Raw genomic sequence first — 21,415 nt, forward strand, 5'->3', positions numbered from 1 at the left:
CATCATATCACAATAAAGAGACAAGGACAGACCATGAGTACTGACCCAACCGTTACCCCATCCCAGAACCAACAAAGCACAGACTATGTGTCACATACCCGCACGCCTCATCGAAGCCATAGTAGCGAAAAAGATGCGGTGTCGCATTACACCCCTGCGCATACAGATCAAACTGAGCCACAAAGTGGTGGCCTGATTCAAAAAGGCGAGGGGCTACAGGTGGTAATCGGTCTGGGTCAATCAGGTTTGGCCACAGCCAACTATCTGGCCCGCCGCGGCTATAAGGTGGCGGTAACTGATGGCAATAGCGCCCCTAAGCTTGCTGAGCAGTTAGAGCCGAATATCAGCATTCGTGCATTTGGTGACATTGATGCAGAACTGTTGTTACAAGCCTCACGTATCATTATTAGCCCAGGGGTATCGCTGGCGACACCGGCTGTGGCGGCGGCTAAACAGGCTGGCATTGCCATTGTGAGTGATATTCAGCTGTTTAAAGAAGCGTGCAAGGCGCCGATTGTTGCCATTACCGGGTCTAATGCCAAAAGTACCGTCACCACTTTGGTGGGTCAAATGGCCAAAGATGCGGGCGTGAATGTGGGCGTTGGTGGCAATATTGGGGTACCGGCACTGAGCCTATTAGAAGATGAGGCGCTTGGGGAGGCCATGCAGCTTGCGGTATTAGAGTTGTCGAGCTTTCAGTTAAAGACAGTGACCAATCTTGGCGCAAAAGTGGCCACTGTGCTTAATATGTCGCCGGATCACTTAGACCGTCATGGCGATATGCTCGGCTACCATCAAGCCAAGCACCGTATCTTCCAAGGGGCACAGTCGGTCGTGGTTAACCGTGATGATGCCTTGTCTCGCCCTTTAATTGCGGATAATACGCCGCGTCTAAGTGTCGGATCTGGCGCCCCTGATTTGGGCGAATATGGTCTAATTACAGAAGGCGATGGGCGCATTTATTTGGCCAAAGGCACTGAGAAGTTATTGGCCGCAGATCAGCTCAAAGTTAAAGGCAAGCATAATCTGGTTAATGCGTTAGCCGCCTTGGCGCTTGGGGAGCTTGCCGGCTTGCCAAAACAGAGCATGTTAAAAACGTTACAAGAGTTTTCTGGACTGCCACACCGCTGTCAATTTGTGGATAATGTGGCGGGCGTGGATTATTTCAATGATTCTAAAGGCACCAATGTCGGCTCAACTTTGGCGGCCATTTTGGGTTTAGGCTCAGTGTATGGCAGTCAAAGTGGCGCTAAGACCAAGTTGATGCTGATTTTAGGCGGGCAGGGCAAAGGTCAGCAGTTTGGCGAGCTTGTGCCTTTAATTAATAAATACGTCAGCCAAATCCTACTAATAGGACAAGATGCCGAGCTAATAGAGTCGCATTTGCAGCAGGCCAATTTAAGTGGTGACGTCGAGACTCATCAGTGCCATGACTTGGCTCAGGCAATGACGAAAGCAAACAGCTTATTATCGAGCAGCCTATCACAAGTAACTGCCGTTTTATTATCGCCTGCTTGTGCCAGCTTAGATCAGTATCCTAGCTATGCTAAGCGTGGTGAGCACTTTTGTGAGCTGGTAGTTAAGCTCAAAGATTAGTTTGACCGTTTAATAATTGCCTAACATATCGCGCTTTATCACGTGTTAGGTACTTATAAAAAGATAGAGGCTTGGTCTTTATTCTCATTTAACATACAGTTTTAAGTACAGTTGATCTTCTATGGCAAAAAATACTGCTAATGCATCGGGTTATACCCCCAATGCTCTCTCCAAACGTAAGCGTGACAAAACAGGCGTATTTTCATGGCCGTCAGCCAGTAGCGTGCTGCTGGCCAGTGTCGGTAGCTTGATGGTACTGAGCCTAATTATGGTGGCATCGGCCTCCATTCCTTTTGCCAATATGCACGATATTGACCAGTTGTACTTCTTTAACCACCAATTAATGTATATGACCATGGGTCTGGTGGCCGGCTTTATGGCCTATAAGGTGCGCCTGCCTTGGATTTATGACATGCTGTCGCTGGCTTCAGCGTTGGTGGTGGTCATATTATTGCTGTTGGCAACTTTAGCGTTTGGTGATGCTATTAATGGCTCAAAGCGCTGGATTGAGCTGGGCTCTTTTAATTTCCAAGTCGCTGAGCTGGTTAAGTTGGTCATGGTGTTGTTCACCGCAGACTTTGTGGTACGCCGTGGTAATGAAGTGCGTCAAGGCTATGGTGGTATTGCCCGTATGGGTATCGTGGTGACAATCTTAGCGGCGCTGTTTTTGTCACAGCCTGACTTTGGGTCTTTGGTCATCATCATTGGTACCATCTTGGCCATATTTTTTGTGGCGGGAGCGCCGCGCAGTCAGTCTATTTTCTTATTAATTGGGGTATTAATTGGGGCCGCCTATGCGGTTATGTTCCAAGAATACCGCATGACGCGAGCCAGCTCCTTCTTAGATCCCTTTGATGATATCCAAGGCTCTGACTATCAGTTGGCCCGCAGTTTGATTGCTTTTGGCCGTGGTGAAATTACTGGGGTAGGCTATGGTGAGAGTGTCCAAAAATTGGCGCATTTGCCTGAAGCCCATACTGACTTTTTATTGGCGATTACTGCCGAAGAGTTGGGCTTTGTTGGCGTATTGACGGTATTGTTTTTGGAGGCGATGGTTATTGTCAGTGCGATGCGCATCAGCTATATTGCGCTAAAAAATCGCCAGATGCGCTTAAGTTATACTGCCTTTGGCTTTGCGACCATCTTTATCGGTCAGGGCATTATTAACTCAGGCATGAACATGGGGCTGATGCCGACCAAGGGCCTGACTCTGCCTTTCTTTAGCTATGGTGGTTCCTCTATGTTGGTGAGTTTAATCATGGTTGGCTTACTACTAAACATCTATAAACTCAGTCCACAAATCCCGTCAGCGCAGTGCCGTCACTATTAATAGAGGCTATTAAAGTGTCCATGCTAATGGGGATGCTGGGATAAATTAGCCGTTTTGTTCAAGACAAAAATAAGCTTAATAGCAATCTATTAAGCTTATTTTTTTGCTGTGATTTTTAAAATAAGGGAGAGCGGTTCGCCGGTAGCGCGCATGGCTGGGCTAAGGGTGGCATATCATCGGGCATAGAGAGCCGCATTTGGCACAGCTTATGAGCTGCGGCCTAAGCGGCTTTGGTTGTGTAGCGGGGTGTGTTGCCACTGCTGAGTGGCTTGCTTGAGCATCAGCTCAGGGGTATCTATCTCGACTTTAGGCTGTTTTAACAACAGCAGTGCGTGCTGGATTAACCGCTGACAATGGTGCTTGCTTGAGGTATCAATGGGGGTGGCTAGATTCTGTTTAGACAGCTTTTGGCCGTACTGATTTTCCACCAAGGGCAGGTGATACCAGTGCGCGACTGCTGGTAGCGTCAGGTACTGCATAATTGCAATTTGGGCTGAGGTGAGCGGCAAGATATCTAGGCCACGCATCACATGGGTAATGCCTTGTAGGCCATCATCGACACTGGCGGCCAAAAAGTAATTTATGGTGCCATCAGCGCGGCGCAGTACCACATCACCTAAGCTTCGCTGCGGATTGGCCCACTGCATGCCTTGAATGCCATCTAAGAACCCAATACTGTAATCAGGCAGCTCAATGCGTACCTTTTTGCCTGCCAAGCTTTGGCTTTTTTGGTCAAAATGGCGGCGTAAGGAAGCCTCAGGCAAGCAGTATCTGGGATAAATCTCATGTCCCGCTAACTGCTTACGTGAGCATTGGCAGCCATAAACGCGCGGCAATAAGGTGTCTTCGAGCAGCTCATTATAAATGGCTTCACGCTGAGATTGATACCACACCTCGCCATCCCAGTGTAGTCCTAGGCGCTCTAGATCGAGTAAGATTTGGTGGCTAAATTCAGGCAAACAGCGCTGATGGTCAGTGTCTTCGATACGTAGCAGCCAGCGGCCGCCGATAGATTTGATATGACAATAGCTGGCAATGGCTGTGGTTAACGAGCCCAAATGCAGCGCACCTGTGGGGGAGGGAGCAAAACGGCCCACAGCTGGCTTCGTAAAAGTAGCGGCAGGCCTATTGAGTATTGATACTGGCATCACAAAAACTTAACGGGGCAATCGGTATTGATTATGAATGGCCCCAGTTTTGACGTTCTTTGATTTCAGCCAAAGTTTTGCAATCGATGCACTGTGTTGCGGTAGGGCGTGCTTCTAAGCGGCGCAAACCGATTTCTACACCACAAGTTTGGCAAAAACCATAATCGCCGCTGTTAATCTCAGCCAATGATTTGTCAATTTTGCGGATAAGCTTACGCTCGCGATCACGAGTACGCAGCGCTAACGCAAACTCTTCTTCTTGAGTGGCGCGGTCGTTGGTGTCTGATAATGAAGCCGACTCATCTTGAATATAAGTCTTAGTACTTTCAGCATCGCCTACCAGCTGTGCTTTCCATGTCTTAAGAATATTTTCAAAATGTTCAAGCTGGGCATCTGACATGTACTCTTCATCTGCTTTAGCTTCATAAGGCTTAAAAGTTAGGTCGTCAGTAGCAGTTTGATTCATGACAGTTTCCTATATCCATTTTGTAGGGGGTGCCAAATAAAAATAATTGACTCTTATATCACATTTCTTTTTTTATTACTAGGACAATTATATGAGGTCTTTTGCCCCTTTTTTCAATAGTAAGGCGGCAATTATCATGGGGTTACTATAAATTTGAAGTTGATTATTCTGCATTATCTTCAAGCCTAACTACCCAGCTTTGCAAGGTACCATTGGCTTTTAAGCTCAGCCAGCGATAGCCGGGTTTTGCCTCATCATCCAAAGTAAAGTCATCACAGCCAGGCTTAAATTGATAGCCTGTTGAGGGCGTGCTATATAACTGCACGCCTTGGTAGCTCCTCGTTGAGCTTTGATGCACATGACCGCCTACCACAGCTTTTAAGGCATTAAAGGGGGCGACGGTTTGCCAAAACTCAGTAGCATCTTGGGTAATGTGCGCATCTATCCAAGCGGAGTGCATTGGAAGCAGGTGATGATGCATGGCAATTATGACAGGATGATGACTATTTGCTAATTTTTGAGAGAGCCAGTACAGATTTTTGTTACCTATACGGCCAAAGATTTGCCCCGGTACACTGCTGTTTATAAAAAGTATTTCCCAGCCATTAAGCTTCATACTATAGCGAGACAGTAATCTAGAGTCAGGCTCATGCGGCTCAAAGCTGCGCTGCTCAAAAGGCAGATCCTTACCAATCTCATCGGTGACATCATGATTACCAGCGATACAAGCAAAAGGAATGCCACTTTGGTGTAGTCTTTGATACAGATGCTGGTAGAGCTGCGGATGGATCTCACTCACCAAGTCTCCGGTAACGACAATTAAATCACAGCGCACATCCTCGCTCAACGCTTGTGTCAAACATGCCTCGAAGCTTGCGTAATTATGGATAACTGGTGTGACACTATGGTTAATCGCATCCGCACTGTGGGGGTTGCCACGCTTGGCGCTGCTATTTTGACAAATACCGGTTATAGTCTGATGAGCCAAGTCTTTGTTGATATCTTGCTCATGGGTAGCTTTGGGCGTGTCAAAATACAGATGTAAATCGGTCAACTGTAATATATTGACCGTACCATCGTCTGTGCTTATCTCAGTGGGCGGATGATAGTCGGTTGGCTCGGAAAGACGACCGTTGTCAGCGACTTGTGTATGACGTGGGCTAACAGAGTGAGGCAATGGCGCCATGGCAAACTCCCAAAAAATTAAACCGTAACCAAAAGGCGACTAGAGGGCGCGAGATGCGACAAAAGCGGCAAAAAATGCCAAGGCTAATCCCAATACAATGGCCAAACCGGTTTGAATATCAAGTAAAACACTGCCCCAAACCCCGCCGGTGACAGCAAGCTGTGCCAAGATGACGGCGATAATCACCATTTGTTTCGGTGAATGGGCGAATAATCGGGCAGTCAGCGCCGGTAAAATAAGCAGACCGCTAATTAATAAGCTGCCCACCGCTTGGAGCGCCAGCGCACAAAATCCGGCCAACACGCCCATAAAAAACAAGCGCTGACGGGTGGCTTTAATACCCGCCACTTGTGCCAAATCAGGATGGGTGGCCAAAATCACTTGCGGACGCCAAATCACAGCCAAAACAACAATACCCACGCCGACACAGGCCGACAATAATGGTAAATCAGTCCAGCTTACCTCAAGCAGGTTGCCAAATAAATAACTGAGCACATTAGATTGCATCTGGGTTAGCTGCGTTAAGGTGAGCAGTCCCAGACACAATAAGGTTACCGAGACGACAGCCAGTAGCGCATCATTGGGCAGGCGCACATCTTCGAGCCACAATAGGCCGACCACCACCAACACACTGACCAAAGCAATCCCTATGCCAAAGGGCAGATGCCATAAGGCGGCCAGTGCCACCCCAAATAACGTACCGTGAGCGAGCGCATCAGCAAAAAACGACATACGCCGCCACAATACCAAGCAGCCCAAAGGCGCCGATAATAAGGCCAATAAGCTGCCAGCAATCCAAGCAGGCGCAATGATATCAAGCCATTCAGTTAGCATAAACGCGGTTATTCCACAAAGGTTACAGAAGAAGTAGGACTCGCAACACGCAAGCGGCAGCCCATGATTAAACAGCCCAGTTTCAAACGGCCAAAGATATATCGCACCTAGGCTCAACGCTCATGCGGTGCATGATGCTGACACTCGTGCGGCTGATGAATATAGGGCTGCTCGTATTGATGACCAAAAAGCTTTTTAAATTCTTGAGATACGCCCAAATCGCTGGGCTGCCCTTCACAGCAGATGTGTTTATTGAGACAAATGACTCGGCGACTGCCACGCATCACCCAGTGTAAATCATGGGAGACCACCACCATGGCACACTGCAAAAAAGGTGGTAAGTCATCGATAAACTCATACAGCCAGCGCTCGCTTTCAGGATCTAAGCCTTGCATCGGCTCATCTAAGATAAGCAGGTCGGGTTTACTGAGCAATGAGCGTGCCAGCAAAATACGCTGGGTCTCACCGCCTGACAGATGAATAACTTGCTTCTTAAGAAGAGGCGTAACGGACAGACGCTGATACAAAAAAGCCTGCTGCTCAGCAGTCAGCCGGTTTTTGGTCTGTGCCAATAAGTCTTGCACTCGTAGCGGCAGTATGGCGGGTATGCTAAATTTCTGGGGTACATAGCCAATCTCAAGCTTGGGATGGCGTTTGATGTGTCCTGAAGTGGGGGTCAATAGTCCCAAAATAAGCTTCATTAAGGTGGACTTGCCAGCGCCGTTGGGGCCGATGACGCTGATTTTCTCACCGCGCTCAATACTAAGACTGATATTGCTTAGCAGCACCTTTTGTGCTGGGTCATCAGCCAGTGTTAAGGACTCAGCTTCGGCAGAGCGGGCACCTTTAAGCCAGCCGGAGAGTTTGCCTTTGGCCGGCTCAGAGACACCTTCTTGTCTATCTAAGCCTCGGCTGCTAATGCTAAAGCCTACGTTGTCCAAATGCATTAATACTGAGGTTGACTCAGAAGCATTAACCTCAGCGGCAAGCTTTGTGATATTTATCCCAGCGCTGGGTATAACACTGGCCTTAGGCGGGTTAGGCTCTTTTATAAGGCTCATAGACTATCCTTGCACTACCGCATCGGCTAGGCTTGGCGAGCAGGTATGGCATAACCCTTTAAGCTCCATCACGCTTTGTTTGACCTCAAAGCCAGCTTGCTGCTTCACGTAGCTTGAAATCTCCTGAACGGGCATGCCGCTACATTCTTGTACCCGCTGACAGTCATTGCATAATAAGAATACGGCATTGTGCTCATCGCGGGGATGGCAACAGGGTACAAAGGCATTCAGTGAGGTCAATTGATGAATAAAGCCGAATTCTAACAAAAACTCTAAGGTTCGATAAATGGTCGGCGGCGCCACCATCTTGGCTTTATTGCCTTGATCTTGGGCGCGGCTGTCTTGCAGGCTTTGGATTAAGTCATAAGCACCAAGCGGCTTATCAGATTGCAAAATCAGCTGATAAACGGTGCGTCTTAAGGGTGTAAAACGGGCGCCTTTAGTCGCACAAAGTTGCTCAGCAGCCAATAGCCGATTCTCAATCTCGGCTTGAGTTAAAGCATGCACATCATGCAAGTGTGGGCCATGATGGTCACAGGGGGCGCTAATTACTGCGTCAGGGGCATTACTAGATACGCTCATAACTCACCTCAGAAGTGGGCCTTACAATAAATTTGTAAAAATGCTTAAAATTATATTAGTTATAGTATAACATATCTGTGTATAGATAGAGAATACTGTTTATTGACGCTATTTTACTTACGCGCGTCTGCTCGCCACTGCGTCATTAGTATTTGCCAGCTGCTTATCATTAATTGCCTTATCACAGAGAATAGTATGTTCCCAGCTCAGCCTAACACCGCCTTACACTCTTTATTATCAAAACAGTCATTATCTGTGCGTTTAAAGCAGTTAGCACGCGGGGTAGGGGCCCTGTTATTAACCAGTGCAGCACTGACAACCTCTGCCAATGCGGCGCTATCAACAGCCGCCGCCCCTATAGGGATTGACCAGCTGCCAGCTGCCATACGCGACAATACCCAGATTGCCATTAGTAACTATCCTTTGTTTTTACTCAGTGAAGCGGTCACCAAGGGCGCGCCCTCAGGCAAGCTTTTATTAGATCCAGGTGATGTGGGCCATCATGGCAGCCTAAGCCCCAGCGATATGAAGAAGGTACAAGACAGCCGTTATGTGATCTGGTTTGGCAGTCAGCTAGAGTCCAATTTGGCCAAGCCTTTGGCAAAAACTCATAATAGTATTAGCTTATTTGGCCTAAAGGCTTTTCATCGTGAGCCGCTGCGTGATGTCAAAGCAGAGCCCATTGAAGGCACTTTAGATCCGCACATTTGGCTAGACCCCAATAATGCCAAAGCCATCACCCGAGCACTGGGCGCAATTTACAGTCGTGCCAATCCAGAGTACAAAGCGATTTATGCCGCCAACGTGCAACGCTTCGCACAGCAAATGGACAGTGCGGTACAACAGGCTTTCGTCAGCAGCAAATCGCCTCGACCTTATTGGGCGTATCATGATGCCTTTCACTATATAGAGCCGGCCCTTAATTTACGCTTAGCAGGGGCGCTTACCTCAGACCATCACCTACCACCCAAAGCCAGTCAATTTCATTGGTTAAAACAAAATCGCCCCAAGCCTACCATGTGTATGCTGTTGCAAGCAGACAGTAATCAAGGCGTGCTCAGCAAACTAAAACCTATTAATAGTACAGTGCAACAAGAAGACATGAGCGGCGCCACTGACTTTATCTCAGGCTGGCAAGCTTTGGCCAAAGACATCAATACGTGTATTGGCTAGAGCGAGCGGTATAAGCTGACGTTGAGTATTGTTAAGGTTGCTGTTAAATATTGCTTACAGTGTTGTATAAAAAAAGTAGGGGCTGTCCTAGATAAGTAAAATTATTTAGGATAGCACTATGAGAAAGAGTAAACTAAGTTGGTATAAACAAAGCAGACTAATCGAGTTATTTGTTGCCGGTTCTACCGCGAGAACAGCAGCAAGCCTAATTGGTATTAATAAAACGACAGCCAGTTATTACTTTCATAGGCTAAGACTGCTTATTTACGAGAATAGTCAAGACCCTGGTCTATTTGAAGGCGAAATCGAAGTAGACGAATCATACTTTGGTGGAACTCGTAAAGGCAAGCGAGGGCGAGGTGCTGGTAGCAAAGTGCCCGTGTTTGGTCTATTAAAGCGTAATGGCAAGGTCTACGCTTGTATTATACCCAATGCTAAAGCAGATACTTTGATCCCCATCATAAGAGAAAAAGTGAAGCCTGATAGCATTGTTTATACTGACTCATTTAAAAGCTATAACGCATTAGATGTCAGTGAGTTTACTCATTATCGTATCAACCACTCCAAAACCTTTGTTAATGACAAGAATCACATTAATGGTATAGAGAACTTTTGGAACCAAGCTAAACGGCATCTACGTAAGTTTAACGGAGTTCCAAAAGAACATTTTCACCTCTATTTAAAGGAATGTGAGTGGCGTTTTAATCACAGTGACCCAAAGTCGCAATTACTACAATTAAAACAATGGGTTAAACAGGGTTTGAACTAGTTATCTAGGACAGCCCCAAAAAGTATTTGACAAAACGATATTTTTTCCTTGCTTTAGGGAAAAGCGCTCTCTATAATAGTCGGCGTTTTGTATTACAGAAAAGCCATGTCAATTCAATCAAAAGCGCCACTACGCGCATCGCAAAGAAAAGAGCTGCAACGCCAAAAACTACGACGACAAGCTCGGCTTAGAGCCCTCGTTCTTCTAGTGATTATCGGTGCTGCCTGGATAATTGACTTTGCTTTTTTTAATAATACGACAAGCAATGACAGCGCTTATGCGTTTATTATCGCCAAAAGCGTGGCTTTAGGGGCGTTATTAAACTGGGTAGCCCAAACAGTCTTTGCTTGGTTTATATTTCGCTATAGCGGTGCTCAAGCCAGACAAAATATAGTAGGCAGTTTATATTTTGGTCAAATTGTTAAATGGGTGATCGTTATTGCTGGATTTAGTCTTATTTTTATGACTATTAAGTCGCTTTCAGCCGCTGCTATCGTCGTGGGATTTATGACCATGCAGATAGGGCAGTTTTTAACCTTATGGAAAATCCGTTAGGGTCTGTGTATTCAAAGCATTCACCGCTGTCTAAACTTTGTAATCAAAGAGAAGGTGAGCAAGCTTAATACAGTTAAGCTTAAATTAGTGCTTAGCATTATCTGCTTTTAAACTGTCAACTAAAGGCGTAAATAGTGTATGATACGCTGGCAGTTTTGAGTAAGATAAAGTAACAGGTTTACAATCTGGAAATATTTATTAAATAAAATAAACGTTTTCTTTACACTTTTACCTCTCTACTTTAATATAAGTAGTGATTTTTTGAGCGCCGAAATTTAATTAGCAAAGAGTTCGAAATTACTATTTTTTGCTAATTAAATTAAAGGTTAACACACACTTATAAGAAGCTAAGATTATGGCAGCTGAAATAACCTCGACTGATTATATTGCTCACCATTTGACCAACTGGACTTATGGCTACTTGCCTGGCGAAGGCTGGAAAGTAGCTCATACTGCAAAAGAAGCCGGTGAGATGGGCTTTATGGCCATCCATTTGGATTCAATGCTTTGGTCAATTGGTCTGGGTATCGTGTTTTGCGCATTATTTTGGTTGGTTGCTAAAAAGGCGACCGCAGGTGTTCCAGGCAAGCTACAAGCAGCAATCGAGATGATTGTTGAGTTTGTTGATACCAACGTTCGCGATTCTTATAACGGCACATCACAGTTAATTGCGCCATTAGCATTAACAATCTTTGTGTGGATCTTCTTGATGAACTTGATGGACTTAATGCCCATCGACTACATTCCAGTACTTGCCCAAAAAGTGGGTGCTGCTATGGGCCATGATCCCCATCATGTGTTCTTTAAAATCGTACCAACTACTGATCCGAACATCACTTTAGGTATGTCGTTCTCAGTTTTTGCATTGATTATTTATTACAGCATCAAAGAAAAAGGTCTAGGCGGTTTTGTTGGTGAACTAACCCTTCATCCTTTCAGCGCTAAAAACCCAATTGCAAAGATTATTTTAATCCCAATCAACTTCATCCTAGAATTTGTTACTCTAATTGCCAAACCAATTTCACTTGGTCTACGTTTATTCGGTAACATGTACGCAGGTGAGCTGATCTTCGTATTGATTGCCTTAATGCCATTTTGGATTCAGTGGGCACTATCAGTACCTTGGGCAATTTTCCATATATTAATTATTACCCTTCAGGCGTTCGTATTTATGATGTTAACGATAGTTTATCTATCACTAGCGTCACAAACCGAACATTAATTAAAGTTTTTCTTAGGTAAATGAGGATACATCAATGGATCCAGTATTAGGTGGTTACACAGTTATCGCAGTTGCATTACTAATCGGTTTTGGTGCTCTAGGCACAGGCATTGGTTTTGCTATCTTAGGTGGTAAGTTTCTAGAAGGCGTAGCACGTCAGCCTGAGCTTGGCTCACAGTTGCAAACTCGCATGTTCATTGTAGCCGGTCTTCTAGATGCGGTACCAATGATTGGTGTTGGTATTGCGATGTTATTATTATTCGCAAACCCTCTAGCTTAATTTAAACATCAGTGACCCCTGTTGACCATTCGAAGTAATTTTGAATTTTTATCAGATACCGAGTGGTCAATGATACTGATTTTTATTAATAAAGAGGTGATCGTGTGAATATTAATCTTACCCTAATCGGTCAGTCCATAGCGTTTGCAATTTTTGTTCTGTTTTGCATGAAGTTCATTTGGCCCGCTCTTATGGGTGCTATTAGTGAGCGTCAGCAAAAGATAGCTGATGGTCTTAATGCAGCCGAGAAGGCAAAAGCAGACTTAGCAAGTGCTGAACAATCAGTTGAGCAAGAACTTGCGACAGCGAAAGCGAAAGCTGCTGCACTGATTGAGCAAGCGAACAAAAGCGCTAACCAGCTTATCGAAGAAGCAAAAGCGCAAGCCCAAGTGGAAGGCGAACGTATTCGTCAACAAGCCCGTGAATCAATCGATCTTGAGATCAATCAAGCACGTGAAAGTTTACGTACTCAGGTTTCTGAGCTTGCCGTACTTGGTGCTGAGCAAATTCTAAAAGAAAAAGTTGATCAGCAAACGCATGCCAATATGCTTAATGAATTGGCTGCTAAGCTATAATCGATAGAGTTAAATTAAAAGCACTATTGTTCTTTCAGTTGATGTCAATCGGCTGAGCTAAGCGCTAATAATGCTGCAGTTTGCCACAGCGATGTTGTTGACTGTTCGTTATCACCTTAGTCCACAGTAGGGGTTAACTCTTATCAATAATCAATTTCTCATACCTGGTTTGTTTTATATAAAGTTTTACATAAAATATGGCTAAGAGGACATAATGGCTGAATTATCTACACTAGCGAGACCCTACGCCAAAGCAGCATTTGACTATGCCCATGAAAACTCAGTCATTGGTGAGTGGGAAGATTTCTTGTTTATCGCAAGCAGCGTGGTTGGTGATTCTGCCTTTGTGCAAATGCTAGAAAACCCCGCTATTACTGCTGAGCAAAAAGCTGACATGTTAGTTAGCATCTATGACGAGCAAGTAACCTCAACTGAGGAGACACCGCTTAAGTCTTTGCTTCTTAGCACTCAAAGTCATAAAGATGAGGCGCAGTCTAACCAAGCTCTTCCGGCCGCAACCCCTCAAATCAAAAACTTTGTGCACCAATTGGCCGAGCAAGAACGTTTGAGCTTAATACCTCAGGTATATGAGCAATTTCGCTTGCATCGTGCTCAAGCACTCAAACAAGTCAACGCATATGTGACGTCTGCTTATCCGCTAAGTGAGACACAGCGTGTCATGATTCAAAAGCGCTTAGAAGAATCTTTAAAAGCATCTGTTATTATTCATGAAGATGTAGATCCTAGTTTATTAGCGGGTGCCACTGTTAAAATTGGCGACAAGCTTGTTGATGACTCGGTGCGTGGAAAATTAAAACAGTTAAAAACACAGCTAACTGCTTAACGCATAATTAAAAATAATAATAGTGGCCCAACACGGCTTACTGTATACATACAGGCTATTATTAAAGTACTTATAACAGTAACTTTTGCCTAATAATAACAGTTACTAAGTACTAATAAACCGGCGAGTAAGCAGGCAATCACAAATTAAAGGAAACAAGGCAATGCAACAATTGAATCCAGCAGAAATCAGTCAACTGATTAAGCAGCGTATTCAAGACCTTGATACGAGTGCAACCGCTAAAAATGAAGGCACTATTGTCAAAGTATCTGATGGTATTGTTCAGATTCATGGTCTTGAAGATGCGATGTACGGTGAGATGATTGAGTTTGAAGGCGATGTCTATGGTATGGCATTGAACCTTGAACAAGACTCCGTCGGTGCGGTTGTTTTGGGTGATTACCTAGGTCTTCAAGAAGGTCAAAAAGCTTACTGTACTGGCCGTATTTTAGAAGTACCAGTAGGTCCTGAATTATTAGGCCGCGTGGTTGACGCCTTAGGTAACCCTATTGATGGTAAAGGCCCAATCAACGCTAAGCTAACTGATAAAGTTGAAAAAATCGCCCCTGGTGTTATCGCTCGTCAATCTGTTGATGAGCCAGTAATGACCGGTTATAAAGCGGTTGATACCATGATTCCAATCGGTCGTGGTCAGCGTGAGCTTATCATTGGTGACCGTCAGACCGGTAAAACTGCTATGGCCATCGACGCCATTATTGCTCAGAAAAACTCTGGCATTAAGTGTGTGTACGTAGCCATCGGTCAAAAACGCTCAACCATCGCAAACGTAGTACGTAAGCTTGAAGAAACTGGCGCTTTAGCCTACACAACTGTGGTTGTGGCTTCAGCTTCTGAGCCTGCAGCACTTCAGTACATCGCGCCATACTCTGGCTGTACTATGGGTGAATACTTCCGTGACCGTGGTGAAGACGCGCTAATCGTTTATGATGATTTATCAAAACAAGCGGTAGCTTATCGTCAGATTTCGCTACTACTACGTCGTCCACCAGGTCGTGAAGCTTATCCAGGTGACGTTTTCTATCTTCACTCACGCCTATTAGAGCGCGCATCACGCGTAAACGCAGCGTATGTTGAAGAGTTCACTAACGGTGAAGTAAAAGGTCAGACCGGTTCTTTAACCGCACTACCTATTATTGAAACTCAAGCAGGTGACGTATCTGCATTCGTACCAACCAACGTAATTTCTATTACTGATGGTCAGATCTTCTTAGAATCAAGTCTGTTTAACTCAGGTATTCGTCCTGCAGTTAACGCCGGTATCTCTGTATCACGTGTTGGTGGTGCCGCTCAGACTAAGATCATTAAGAAATTATCTGGTGGTATTCGTACTGCATTGGCTCAGTATCGTGAATTGGCAGCGTTTGCTCAGTTTGCATCTGACCTTGATGATGCGACCAAGCAACAGCTTGATCACGGTGAGCGTGTTACCGAATTAATGAAGCAGAAGCAGTATCAACCAATGTCAATTGCGGAACAAGCCGCGGTTATCTTCGCCTCGAACGAAGGTTACTTAAGCGCTATTCCTGTTGAGAAAATTGGTGCATGGGAAGAGGCTTACCTACGTTACATGTATGACGAGCAAGCTGACTTGATGCAAGAGATTAACGACACTGCAAACTATAATGATGATATTGCGGGCCGATTAAAATCTTCAGTTGAAACGTTTTTACAAAACCACACTTTCTAAGTAACAAGGGTGCGATCAGCTTAGCTGGTCGCACTATTTGAAGTGTGACGTTTCAAGATTAATCCTCATTTAAACCCCGCCGAATTGGAAATGTTATGGCAAGTTTAAAAGAAATTCGTGCTAAGGTTACCAGCATCAAGAGTACGCAGAAGATTACGCGTGCGATGCAGATGGTAGCCGCCAGTAAAATGCGCCGTGCCCAAGAGCGTATGGAAGTTGGTCGTCCTTATGCTGAAAGTATGCGCCGTGTGGTCTCACACTTAGTGAATGCTTCTTCAGATTATAAGCATCCTTATATGACTAACCGTTCGGTAAATCGTGTTGGCTATATTCTAGTGACTTCTGATCGTGGTTTGGCAGGTGGGTTAAACATTAACTTGTTTAAAAAGTTAATGCACCACGTTCAAGAATTTCAAAATCAGTCTGTTGAAGCTGAGTTTGCTGTAATTGGCTCTAAAGGCGTCAGCTTCTTTAAGAGCTTTGGCGGTAAAGTAACTTCAGCAGTCACTGATTATGGCGATAATCCAACATTTGAGCAGTTAAATGCTCCTGTTCAAGCCATGCTTGATGATTATGCTAATGGTCGTCTAGATCGTATTTACATGGTTTACAATAAGTTTGTTAACGCGATGACGCAACAACCTATTGTTACCCAATTGGTTCCTCTACCAGACAGTGCTATTGACTCTGCAGATGCTGGTATCAATACAGAGCTTAGCTGGGACTATATCTACGAGCCTGATGTGAAGACATTGATTGATGGTTTGCTTAATCGTTATATCGAATCAATTGTTTATCAAGCGGTCATGGAAAATATTGCCTCTGAGCAGTCGGCACGTATGGTTGCGATGAAAGCAGCAACTGATAACGCTGGTGACCTAATTAATGATTTACAGTTAGTTTATAACAAGCTGCGTCAAGCGGCAATTACCCGAGAGATTTCGGAGATTGTCGGCGGTGCTGCTGCTGTTTCCTAATTGACATACCTATATTTTAGAAGTTCAAGGAGAACGCCATGAGTAGCGGTCGTATAGTACAAATTATTGGCGCAGTTATTGACGTCGAGTTTAACCGCACTGACGTGCCTCAAGTATATGATGCATTAGTCGTTGATGGTACTGATACCACACTAGAAGTTCAGCAACAGCTGGGTGACGGTGTTGTACGTACTATTGCAATGGGATCGACAGAAGGTCTTAAACGCGGTCTACCAGTAACCAATACTGGTGCCCCTATTACCGTACCTGTGGGTGAAGCCACCTTAGGTCGTATTATGGACGTATTGGGTCGCCCCATTGATGAGCAAGGCCCAGTTAATTCTGAAGACAAGTGGTCTATCCACCGTCAAGCGCCATCATATGATGAGCAAGCTAACAGCACTGACCTTTTAGAAACGGGCATTAAAGTAATTGACTTACTTTGCCCATTTGCTAAAGGTGGTAAAGTTGGTCTGTTCGGTGGTGCCGGTGTTGGTAAAACCGTAAACATGATGGAATTAATTAACAACATCGCGCTTAAGCACTCAGGTCTATCAGTATTCGCTGGTGTGGGTGAGCGTACTCGTGAAGGTAACGACTTCTACCACGAGATGCAAGAAGCGGGCGTTGTTGATGTTGAAAACTTCACCAACTCTAAAGTTGCGATGGTTTACGGTCAGATGAATGAGCCACCAGGTAACCGTCTACGTGTTGCACTAACTGGTCTAACCATGGCTGAATACTTCCGTGATCAAAAAGATGAAAACGGTAAAGGTAAAGACGTTCTATTATTCGTTGATAACATCTACCGCTACACACTAGCCGGTACTGAAGTATCAGCACTATTAGGTCGTATGCCATCAGCGGTAGGTTATCAGCCGACACTCGCTGAAGAGATGGGTGTACTACAAGAGCGTATTACATCAACTCAAACGGGTTCTATTACCTCTATCCAAGCGGTATACGTACCTGCGGATGACTTGACCGATCCATCACCAGCAACAACCTTTGCTCACTTAGACGCGACAGTGGTACTAAGCCGTGATATCGCCTCTCAAGGTATTTACCCTGCGATTGATCCACTAGACTCAACTTCTCGTCAGCTAGATCCACTGGTTATCGGTGAAGAGCACTATAACGTTGCTCGTGGTGTTCAGGAAGTTCTACAGCGCTATAAAGAGCTTAAAGACATCATCGCCATTCTTGGTATGGATGAGCTTTCAGAAGATGACAAAATGGTGGTATACCGCGCTCGTAAGATCCAGCGCTTCTTATCACAGCCGTTCCACGTTGCAGAAGTATTCACCGGCGCACCTGGTAAATATGTCACGCTACGTGAAACCATCTCAAGCTTCCGTGATATCTTAGACGGTAAGTATGACAACCTTCCAGAACAAGCGTTCTACATGGCAGGTGGCATCGATGAAGTGGTTGCTAAAGCTGAGAAAATGAAGTCTGCAGCTTAATGAGATAGTGCTAAACAGGGTGTGGCATATTTCATATAAAGTATGTCACACTCAGATTAGCGATCAGCTATCGCAATTTAAGACATTTATATCAAATTAGTAAGTTAATGAGTGAATAACGGAGAGTCGCATGGCAACCTTACAGTGCCGAGTAGTCAGTGCTCGTGAAGAGATATATGCTGGTGAAATCAGTATGTTAATTGCGACGGGTAGTGAAGGTGAAGTTGGTATATTAGCAGGTCATACCCCGCTCATCACACTATTAAAACCGGGCTCAATGCGCATTCAAACACCTGATGGAAATGAAGAAGTCATCTATGTGTCTGGCGGTGTTCTTGAGGTTCAGCCTAAGCTTGTGACCGTACTTGCAGACACTGCAGTGCGTGCCCATGACTTAGATGAAGCTAAGATTGTTGAAGCTCGTAAAAAAGCAGAGCAAATGCTGGCTAATCAGACTGAGACTTTACAGACCAATGCGGCATTGGCCTCTTTGGCAGAATCTGTTGCCCAGCTACAAACGATTAGAAAATATCGTAACCGTGCTTAAGGCTTATACTGCCTAGTAGTGTATACATATTAAATACTTATTAAAATAAAAAAACAGCCTATACTAGGCTGTTTTTTTATGACAATATAGTTAATCTATATACTAAATGTAATGCATACTTTTAAGTAGAGAAGGCAATCACAGTAAACATTGATAACTGTTTTGAGGAAGAATAATGTCTAATATTGAAGAAGAACAAACCCCACGGATTTTAATTGTAGAAGATGATGAACGTCTTGCTATGTTAACCCAAGATTACTTGGTTAAAAACGGCATGGATGTCGCCATCGAAACTGACGGTAACCGTGCTATCCGCCGCATTATCAATGAACAGCCTGATTTGGTTGTATTAGATGTGATGTTGCCAGGTAGCGATGGTCTAACCGTTTGCCGTGAAGTACGTCCACATTACCACAGCCCAATTTTGATGCTGACTGCGCGTACAGAAGACATGGACCAAGTCTTGGGTCTTGAGATGGGTGCTGACGATTATGTCGCTAAGCCTGCTCAGCCTCGCGTATTATTGGCTCGTATCCGCGCTTTATTACGCCGCTCGGAGAATGCGCCTTCAGAAGAAGTACCACAGCGCTTAGAGTTTGGTGAGCTGGTTATCGACAATGGTGGCCGCTCAGTAACCCTAAATGGCGAATTGGTTGACTTCACCAGTGCTGAATATGACTTACTATGGCTGTTGGCCTCAAATGCAGGTCGCATCTTATCACGTGAAGACATCTTTGAGCGTCTGCGTGGTATTGAGTATGATGGTCAAGACCGTTCAATTGACGTACGTATCTCACGTATTCGTCCAAAAATCGGTGATGATCCAGAAAATCCCAAACGCATCAAAACGGTACGCAGTAAAGGCTACTTGTTCGTTAAAGAAGGCAACTAATTTCTACCTAAATAGTTGCTACAGATGGCGTTGCTCATGCGGTGATATAAAGCTGACATAGGGCCTAACTGCTATCTGCTGTCTGATTAGCTGTGATTTATCACAAAGCCGGCTATAATAGCTGGCTTTTTTGTGTTTGGCTTTTGAGTGATCTTTAGCATAGCGGTTGTGTTCGACTGGCTTTTGTGTACTTTGTGCTAATTAATGGCCTATTTTGACAGTTTTTTTACAAAACTTGTGCCCTGACAACAAAATTTCAAACCATAGTAGTCGGAACTGCCCTTATAATTGAGTATCATTTCCTCCTAAGCGACCACTTAACGCCAACCGATTATTTTTTAAGTCTTTACCCACTCATCTATGTTGTTAACTACCAATATTAACTCATAAACGGGTAGCTTTAGTAGACACTGGTAGCAGCTTGGTCATCGGTAGGTTAAAAATCCAAATTAGGGTAAACTAGGATAAAATTAATTTTATTAGATGTCATATGCCAATATTCTCATCCTTAAAACATAGTATTTTTCTGCGCATCTATGCCGGCTTATTATTGGTTTGTCTTTTTGTTGCCTTATTTGCCCAGCTGTTGGTGGACACCATCAATAAAGAGCGTATTCAAACCTATAGAGAAAACGTGGCCACAGGCGCTTTGTATTTGGTCAGCTCGGGTCTAAAGCAGCAAGCTTCTGAGACCCAGCGCGAATATTGGCTTAATGATATCAGTCAATTATTTGGTAATAATTTTAGTATTCAGCCAGAGTCAAATATCGACTTTAAGGCCAGTGAGCTTAAGCGTTTAGAGCAACAAAAAACAGTGGTACGTTATGTCGCTCAGCCGGCCTATGCCGACATCTTTCATCCTATCGAGGGTGAAGATAATGTCATTACTGTGCGTATTAGCAAAGTCACTGAGCAACAAGTGCGTGCCATGGCAGTGCTGCTTTTAAATGATTTGTCCTACTTTCCTGACCTTGAAAGCAAGCGTCAGCGTCTTAGTGAAATTTCAGAAAAATTCGCGTTTCCACTTAGCATTGAAAATGTCGATAAGCTTGAACTAGATGATGATCAACTGCGCCGACTAGACCGTGATGAAGTGGTCATGCTATTTCGTGACAGTACCCGCTCTGATGACTCCTCTATTAAGATTATAGCGCCCTCTGAGCTTGAGAATATGGCGTTGGTTATTGGGCCGGTTAGTCTGTTTAAGTGGTTCCCCTTTAATCTGATTATCAGTGTGGTGCTTATTAGCATGTTCCTTATTAGTTTGGGAGTTTATGCACTGATTTTCCCACTTGAGCGCAAATTGCAACTGATTCAGTCCGGTGTTAATGAGGTCGGCGATGGTAATTTAGATACCCGCGTGCAGGTGGTGGGTCAAGATGAGATTGCTCGATTGGCGGCTACCTTCAACGCCATGACCGAGCACATCAAGCGCCTTATTGAGTCACAGCGGGAGCTAACCCGAGCGGTGTCACATGAGCTGCGCACCCCTGTGGCACGTATTCGCTTTGCGGTAGATATGTTGGCCGATACTGAAGATCAAGAATCTCGAGAGATGCAACGCGACTATATCGATGAAGATATTGAGTCGTTAAATGGTCTTATTGATGAGATTTTAACTTACGCTAAGTTAGAAGAAGGCTCGCCTAAGCTAGACCTTGAGCCGGTGAGCCTAAAAGAGCTGGTCGATCAGATTGTGCGTGAGACCAATGCGTTAGGTAAGCCTATTGAGATAGTGGGTATAGCACCGACAGCCAAGGTGACTGCGGTGGCAGACAGACGCTACCTACACCGTGTGGTGCAGAACTTGGCGGGTAATGCCTTGCGTTATGCTGAGTCGAAGATTGTTATTAGCGCCGGCGTACGTAAAGGCGAGGCTTTTGTGTCGGTAGAAGATGATGGCCACGGTATTCCAGAAGAAGATCGCGATAAGGTATTCGTGCCTTTTGCGCGCTTAGATGACAGTCGCACGCGCGCTTCAGGGGGCTATGGCCTCGGGCTGTCTATCGTGTCACGTATTGCGTTTTGGTTTAATGGCACCATGTCTGTGGATGAAAGTCCGAAATTGGGCGGCGCTCGCTTTACCATGAATTGGCCGATTAAGCCGTTAACCCAGACCATTTCAGCCGATCAATTAACGCAAGAAAAAGGCGCTCGTAAACTGATAGACAGCGACAGCTAATCCATTAGCTGTCCTATTGTCT

21 protein-coding genes are annotated in these 21,415 nt (G+C 44.9%); 15 read left to right on the forward strand and 6 right to left on the reverse strand.

Annotated elements, in window-relative coordinates:
* The first annotated feature begins 33 nt into the window (after positions 1 to 33).
* Positions 34 to 1,596, forward strand: a complete 1,563-nt coding sequence (gene murD / locus MN210_RS00930; protein WP_338412395.1) for a UDP-N-acetylmuramoyl-L-alanine--D-glutamate ligase — start codon at positions 34 to 36, stop codon at positions 1,594 to 1,596.
* A gap of 121 nt (positions 1,597 to 1,717) precedes the next feature.
* Complete coding sequence (gene ftsW / locus MN210_RS00935) at positions 1,718 to 2,926, forward strand: putative lipid II flippase FtsW (protein ID WP_110815947.1); 1,209 nt, start codon at positions 1,718 to 1,720, stop codon at positions 2,924 to 2,926.
* A gap of 206 nt (positions 2,927 to 3,132) precedes the next feature.
* On the opposite strand, the gene gluQRS is transcribed toward ftsW, so the two are convergent.
* The 6 genes from gluQRS to MN210_RS00965 form a co-directional block, all read right to left on the reverse strand.
* Positions 3,133 to 4,074, reverse strand: coding sequence for a tRNA glutamyl-Q(34) synthetase GluQRS (gene gluQRS / locus MN210_RS00940; protein ID WP_338412396.1), 942 nt, complete (start codon positions 4,072 to 4,074; stop codon positions 3,133 to 3,135).
* Between the two features lie 31 nt (positions 4,075 to 4,105).
* Positions 4,106 to 4,540 (reverse strand): RNA polymerase-binding protein DksA, encoded by a 435-nt coding sequence (dksA, locus tag MN210_RS00945; RefSeq protein ID WP_011959474.1) that lies wholly within the window; start codon positions 4,538 to 4,540, stop codon positions 4,106 to 4,108.
* A gap of 163 nt (positions 4,541 to 4,703) precedes the next feature.
* Entirely contained in the window at positions 4,704 to 5,726 is a 1,023-nt protein-coding gene (locus MN210_RS00950; protein WP_338412397.1) for a metallophosphoesterase, read from the reverse strand.
* Between the two features lie 39 nt (positions 5,727 to 5,765).
* Positions 5,766 to 6,560: a metal ABC transporter permease gene (locus tag MN210_RS00955; protein ID WP_011959476.1), complete on the reverse strand. Its 795-nt coding sequence runs from the start codon at positions 6,558 to 6,560 to the stop codon at positions 5,766 to 5,768.
* A 113-nt stretch (positions 6,561 to 6,673) separates the two neighbouring features.
* Positions 6,674 to 7,507 carry a metal ABC transporter ATP-binding protein gene (locus MN210_RS00960; RefSeq protein ID WP_338412856.1) on the reverse strand — a complete coding sequence of 278 codons (834 nt, stop codon included), beginning with the start codon at positions 7,505 to 7,507 and terminating at the stop codon, positions 6,674 to 6,676.
* Between the two features lie 117 nt (positions 7,508 to 7,624).
* Positions 7,625 to 8,203 (reverse strand): transcriptional repressor, encoded by a 579-nt coding sequence (locus MN210_RS00965; RefSeq protein WP_227535356.1) that lies wholly within the window; start codon positions 8,201 to 8,203, stop codon positions 7,625 to 7,627.
* Positions 8,204 to 8,398: 195 nt separating this feature from the next.
* On the opposite strand from MN210_RS00965, the gene MN210_RS00970 reads away from it, so the two are divergent.
* The 13 genes from MN210_RS00970 (at position 8,399) to MN210_RS01030 (ending at position 21,393) form a co-directional block, all read left to right on the forward strand.
* Positions 8,399 to 9,376, forward strand: coding sequence for a metal ABC transporter substrate-binding protein (locus MN210_RS00970; protein ID WP_241878924.1), 978 nt, complete (start codon positions 8,399 to 8,401; stop codon positions 9,374 to 9,376).
* A 118-nt stretch (positions 9,377 to 9,494) separates the two neighbouring features.
* Positions 9,495 to 10,145 carry an IS1595-like element ISPssp3 family transposase gene (locus MN210_RS00975; protein WP_007394843.1) on the forward strand — a complete coding sequence of 217 codons (651 nt, stop codon included), beginning with the start codon at positions 9,495 to 9,497 and terminating at the stop codon, positions 10,143 to 10,145.
* 105 nt (positions 10,146 to 10,250) lie between these two features.
* Positions 10,251 to 10,700 carry an ATP synthase subunit I gene (locus tag MN210_RS00980; RefSeq protein WP_338412398.1) on the forward strand — a complete coding sequence of 150 codons (450 nt, stop codon included), beginning with the start codon at positions 10,251 to 10,253 and terminating at the stop codon, positions 10,698 to 10,700.
* Between the two features lie 355 nt (positions 10,701 to 11,055).
* Positions 11,056 to 11,922, forward strand: a complete 867-nt coding sequence (gene atpB, locus MN210_RS00985) for a F0F1 ATP synthase subunit A (RefSeq protein ID WP_241878926.1) — start codon at positions 11,056 to 11,058, stop codon at positions 11,920 to 11,922.
* Positions 11,923 to 11,956: 34 nt separating this feature from the next.
* Complete coding sequence (atpE, locus tag MN210_RS00990) at positions 11,957 to 12,202, forward strand: F0F1 ATP synthase subunit C (protein WP_007394515.1); 246 nt, start codon at positions 11,957 to 11,959, stop codon at positions 12,200 to 12,202.
* A 104-nt stretch (positions 12,203 to 12,306) separates the two neighbouring features.
* On the forward strand, positions 12,307 to 12,777 hold the full coding sequence (locus MN210_RS00995; protein ID WP_011959482.1) for a F0F1 ATP synthase subunit B: 471 nt from the start codon (positions 12,307 to 12,309) through the stop codon (positions 12,775 to 12,777).
* A 214-nt stretch (positions 12,778 to 12,991) separates the two neighbouring features.
* Positions 12,992 to 13,621 carry a F0F1 ATP synthase subunit delta gene (locus MN210_RS01000; RefSeq protein ID WP_110815953.1) on the forward strand — a complete coding sequence of 210 codons (630 nt, stop codon included), beginning with the start codon at positions 12,992 to 12,994 and terminating at the stop codon, positions 13,619 to 13,621.
* A gap of 163 nt (positions 13,622 to 13,784) precedes the next feature.
* Positions 13,785 to 15,329, forward strand: a complete 1,545-nt coding sequence (gene atpA, locus MN210_RS01005) for a F0F1 ATP synthase subunit alpha (protein ID WP_011959484.1) — start codon at positions 13,785 to 13,787, stop codon at positions 15,327 to 15,329.
* Positions 15,330 to 15,424: 95 nt separating this feature from the next.
* Positions 15,425 to 16,306, forward strand: coding sequence for a F0F1 ATP synthase subunit gamma (gene atpG / locus MN210_RS01010; protein ID WP_011959485.1), 882 nt, complete (start codon positions 15,425 to 15,427; stop codon positions 16,304 to 16,306).
* Positions 16,307 to 16,344: 38 nt separating this feature from the next.
* Positions 16,345 to 17,772: a F0F1 ATP synthase subunit beta gene (gene atpD, locus MN210_RS01015; RefSeq protein ID WP_011959486.1), complete on the forward strand. Its 1,428-nt coding sequence runs from the start codon at positions 16,345 to 16,347 to the stop codon at positions 17,770 to 17,772.
* A gap of 130 nt (positions 17,773 to 17,902) precedes the next feature.
* Positions 17,903 to 18,319: a F0F1 ATP synthase subunit epsilon gene (locus tag MN210_RS01020; RefSeq protein ID WP_011959487.1), complete on the forward strand. Its 417-nt coding sequence runs from the start codon at positions 17,903 to 17,905 to the stop codon at positions 18,317 to 18,319.
* 175 nt (positions 18,320 to 18,494) lie between these two features.
* Entirely contained in the window at positions 18,495 to 19,211 is a 717-nt protein-coding gene (locus MN210_RS01025) for a response regulator (protein ID WP_110815954.1), read from the forward strand.
* A 490-nt stretch (positions 19,212 to 19,701) separates the two neighbouring features.
* Entirely contained in the window at positions 19,702 to 21,393 is a 1,692-nt protein-coding gene (locus MN210_RS01030) for an ATP-binding protein (protein ID WP_338412399.1), read from the forward strand.
* Positions 21,394 to 21,415 lie beyond the last annotated feature (22 nt).

The organism is Psychrobacter raelei (genome assembly GCF_022631235.3).
Taxonomy (GTDB): domain Bacteria; phylum Pseudomonadota; class Gammaproteobacteria; order Pseudomonadales; family Moraxellaceae; genus Psychrobacter; species Psychrobacter raelei.

Bases quoted from the DNA above. Each gene is read 5' to 3' on its own strand.
- MN210_RS00950 (WP_338412397.1), bottom strand. From the start codon at position 5,726: ATGGCGCCATTGCCTCACTCTGTTAGCCCACGTCATACACAAGTCGCT.
- MN210_RS00970 (WP_241878924.1), top strand. From the start codon at position 8,399: ATGTTCCCAGCTCAGCCTAACACCGCCTTACACTCTTTATTATCAAAA.
- ftsW (WP_110815947.1), top strand. From the start codon at position 1,718: ATGGCAAAAAATACTGCTAATGCATCGGGTTATACCCCCAATGCTCTC.
- atpD (WP_011959486.1), top strand. From the start codon at position 16,345: ATGAGTAGCGGTCGTATAGTACAAATTATTGGCGCAGTTATTGACGTC.
- MN210_RS01025 (WP_110815954.1), top strand. From the start codon at position 18,495: ATGTCTAATATTGAAGAAGAACAAACCCCACGGATTTTAATTGTAGAA.
- atpB (WP_241878926.1), top strand. From the start codon at position 11,056: ATGGCAGCTGAAATAACCTCGACTGATTATATTGCTCACCATTTGACC.
- dksA (WP_011959474.1), bottom strand. From the start codon at position 4,540: ATGAATCAAACTGCTACTGACGACCTAACTTTTAAGCCTTATGAAGCT.
- MN210_RS00975 (WP_007394843.1), top strand. From the start codon at position 9,495: ATGAGAAAGAGTAAACTAAGTTGGTATAAACAAAGCAGACTAATCGAG.
- MN210_RS01030 (WP_338412399.1), top strand. From the start codon at position 19,702: ATGCCAATATTCTCATCCTTAAAACATAGTATTTTTCTGCGCATCTAT.
- gluQRS (WP_338412396.1), bottom strand. From the start codon at position 4,074: ATGCCAGTATCAATACTCAATAGGCCTGCCGCTACTTTTACGAAGCCA.
- murD (WP_338412395.1), top strand. From the start codon at position 34: ATGAGTACTGACCCAACCGTTACCCCATCCCAGAACCAACAAAGCACA.
- MN210_RS00980 (WP_338412398.1), top strand. From the start codon at position 10,251: ATGTCAATTCAATCAAAAGCGCCACTACGCGCATCGCAAAGAAAAGAG.
- MN210_RS01000 (WP_110815953.1), top strand. From the start codon at position 12,992: ATGGCTGAATTATCTACACTAGCGAGACCCTACGCCAAAGCAGCATTT.
- MN210_RS00960 (WP_338412856.1), bottom strand. From the start codon at position 7,507: ATGCATTTGGACAACGTAGGCTTTAGCATTAGCAGCCGAGGCTTAGAT.
- MN210_RS01020 (WP_011959487.1), top strand. From the start codon at position 17,903: ATGGCAACCTTACAGTGCCGAGTAGTCAGTGCTCGTGAAGAGATATAT.
- atpG (WP_011959485.1), top strand. From the start codon at position 15,425: ATGGCAAGTTTAAAAGAAATTCGTGCTAAGGTTACCAGCATCAAGAGT.
- atpE (WP_007394515.1), top strand. From the start codon at position 11,957: ATGGATCCAGTATTAGGTGGTTACACAGTTATCGCAGTTGCATTACTA.
- MN210_RS00965 (WP_227535356.1), bottom strand. From the start codon at position 8,203: ATGAGCGTATCTAGTAATGCCCCTGACGCAGTAATTAGCGCCCCCTGT.
- MN210_RS00955 (WP_011959476.1), bottom strand. From the start codon at position 6,560: ATGCTAACTGAATGGCTTGATATCATTGCGCCTGCTTGGATTGCTGGC.
- atpA (WP_011959484.1), top strand. From the start codon at position 13,785: ATGCAACAATTGAATCCAGCAGAAATCAGTCAACTGATTAAGCAGCGT.